The organism is Alcanivorax sp. HI0083, from assembly GCF_001635175.1.
On record NZ_LWFX01001410.1, the window covers coordinates 1 to 2,597 of the forward strand.

3 protein-coding genes are annotated in these 2,597 nt (G+C 58.5%); 2 read left to right on the top strand and 1 reads right to left on the bottom strand.

Features of this window, described 5'->3' with window-relative positions:
* Positions 1 to 261 (top strand): inorganic diphosphatase (locus A3754_RS21370; protein WP_197468767.1); only part of this gene is annotated, 261 nt, incomplete at its 5' end.
* 177 nt (positions 262 to 438) lie between these two features.
* Here A3754_RS21370 and A3754_RS21375 read toward each other — a convergent pair.
* Positions 439 to 1,476: an AraC family transcriptional regulator gene (locus A3754_RS21375; RefSeq protein WP_063521280.1), complete on the bottom strand. Its 1,038-nt coding sequence runs from the start codon at positions 1,474 to 1,476 to the stop codon at positions 439 to 441.
* Positions 1,477 to 1,571: 95 nt separating this feature from the next.
* Here A3754_RS21375 and A3754_RS21380 point away from each other — a divergent pair, with 95 nt between their 5' ends.
* Entirely contained in the window at positions 1,572 to 2,435 is an 864-nt protein-coding gene (locus A3754_RS21380; RefSeq protein ID WP_082872438.1) for a metal-dependent hydrolase, read from the top strand.
* The last annotated feature ends 162 nt before the right edge of the window (positions 2,436 to 2,597 follow it).

Consider the following 2,597-nt stretch of genomic DNA (forward strand, 5'->3'; position numbering starts at 1 on the left):
GGCATCCTGAACATGACCGACGAAGCCGGTAAAGATGCCAAGCTGGTGGCGGTTCCGCACACCAAGCTGACCAAGATCTACGACAACGTGAAAGACATCAACGACTTGCCAGAGCTGCTGCTGGCCCAGATCAAGCACTTCTTCGAGCACTACAAAGAGCTGGAAGCAGGCAAGTGGGTGAAAGTTGATGGCTGGGATGGCGCCGAAGCGGCCAAAGCCGAGATCATCAAATCTGTCGAAGCTTACGAGAACGCCAAGTAAGTCGACGCGAAACTGGCAGAACAGCGCCAGCGACAAAAGGCCGCGCCCGGGCAACCGGGCGCGGCCTTTCTGTTTTGAGAAGCACGGGCAAGACCTGCGAGTTTCGAAAAGCAAAAACCGAAGCGCCTGGTCTGTAAAGGTTTTGATCTTCGCAACTCGAAACTCGTTACTCGCCTCTCACACCCGCGAGTGTTGCTCCCGGTAGCCCTTCGGAGTCAGGCCACTCCAGCGCTTGAACGCCTTGGAGAAGTTCGCCACATCGTTATAACCAAGGTGGTAGGCCACCTCGCTAATGCTCTTCTCCGCCTTCGCCAACAAACGGCAAGCCTGCCGGTAGCGCTCTTCATCCTGCAATTGGCGATAGCTCAACCCGGCCTGCTGCAAGTGACGTTTCAGGGTGCGGGCAGACACCGCCAGCCGATCCGCCATGCCTTCCAGCGACGGCAACGGCGCCGCATGGTCCTGTAACGCTGTGCGGATACGCTCCGCCATCACGCCCTCTTCTTCGGTGCGCCACTGACGGAACTCCATCTCGCACTGCTCGCGTGCAATCGCTGCCACCTGCGGGTCCGCCAGACGTGGCCGCGCCTCCAGGGCAGACAAGGGAAACACCAGCGCGTCTTCCGACTGATCAAACCGCACCGGCACCCCCACATCCTCCCGCAGCGCCGCCAACCAGGCCGGCGCGGGGCCGCGACGGTGAATCTCCAACCCCTCCGGCAAACTCTCCAACAGCTGTTCGATCATGAACGCCAGCCCCACCAGCATGGCCTCGATAATAAAATCATGGGCTACGCCTAACGGGCGGGTGCTACGCAATTGAAGATGAGCCCGGTCTGCATGGCGGGCTTGGTGAATTTCCAGAAACGGGGCGCGCAGGCCGAGAAACCGGCAGGCTGCATCGAGGGCATCCTGAGCGCTGGCGCTGGACAAAGCCAGTAGCCCCACCGGGCCATGCAGGGTAATGCTCATGGCGCGGGCATAGCGAAACCCCAGGCCACGATCGCCCACCATTTCGACCCCGCGCTCGGCCACTGTCTGGGCCAGGGACATGGAGACCCGGCGATCCACCGCCAGCAGCTCATCCCGACTCACCCCCAACCCCACCAGCAGAGTCGGCGCATCCAGCTTCAAGGCCACCAACAGGTCGTACAACAGCACCACATAGATGCCCGGCACCCCGGCATTTCCCCAGGTGCGGCCCGAACTCACCATTTGTTGGCCCTCCACGACAAGAACTTGGTTATCTCTGCCTGCATAGTAGTTGTCATTGAACAATGTCACCAATGGCATTTGCGCCAGGAGCCAACATGAAATTGCCGCTGACAAAAAAACATAAGGCACCGGTTGTGCCCATCGTACCCCGCCGCATGGGGTTTTCCTTCGATGGCATCAAACATGATGATTACTGGTTTGATAACGACCCTGTGCTGACCCATCTGCTGAATATCCTGTCGCTGACCTTCCCGGACGGCGAGCGTTTCTTCGTAGATTCTGTGCGCGCCCTGCGCGACCAGGTGGCGGACAAGGATCGTCAAAAGGATATTTCCGGCTTTATTGGCCAGGAAGCCATGCATTCCCTGGAACACCAGGCCTTCAATGATCTGATTGCCGACGGCAAATATGACGACATTGTTGCGCACGCCCTGGGGGTCACCAACAAGTTGCTGGCCGGTGCCCGCAAGTACATGAGCAAACGCCAGCAGCTGGCGGCGACTGCCGGCCTGGAGCACTTCACTGCCATTCTGGCCGACGCCATTCTGCGTCGCCCGGACCTGATGAAAAAGATGGACCCGGCGGTGCGCGATCTGTGGGTCTGGCACGCCATTGAGGAAACCGAGCACAAGGCCGTAGCCTACGACCTGTACAAGGACGTGAACGGCAACTACCTGGAGCGCCAGCGCCTGTTCCTTTCCAGCACCGCCTACCTGATCGGCTTCTCCAGCTACTTCACCTGGCAGATGCTCAAGCGCGACAATATGCACCGTAAACCCCTCACCCTGGCCAAAGGGCTGTGGAAAGGGTTTGGCTACAGAGGCGTGATCAGCAGCATCATCCCTGCCTGGTTCAGCTACCTGAAACCCGGCTTCCATCCATGGGATGACGACAACAGCGCGTTGATCGAAGAATGGCGTAAAAGCCTGCCGGCCCCGAAGGAGAAGAACGCGGCGTGAGCAGAATTAATAATGAATAATTAAGAGTTAATAACGTCGCGAAACCCGTCTGTTTTGCCTTAAACGCAAGAGGCCGCGTCCAAAGGTTGGGCGCGGCCTCTTAGCTTCAAGAAATCACTGGCGCTAGGCGCGCAGCTATTAATTATTCACTGTTAACTATTA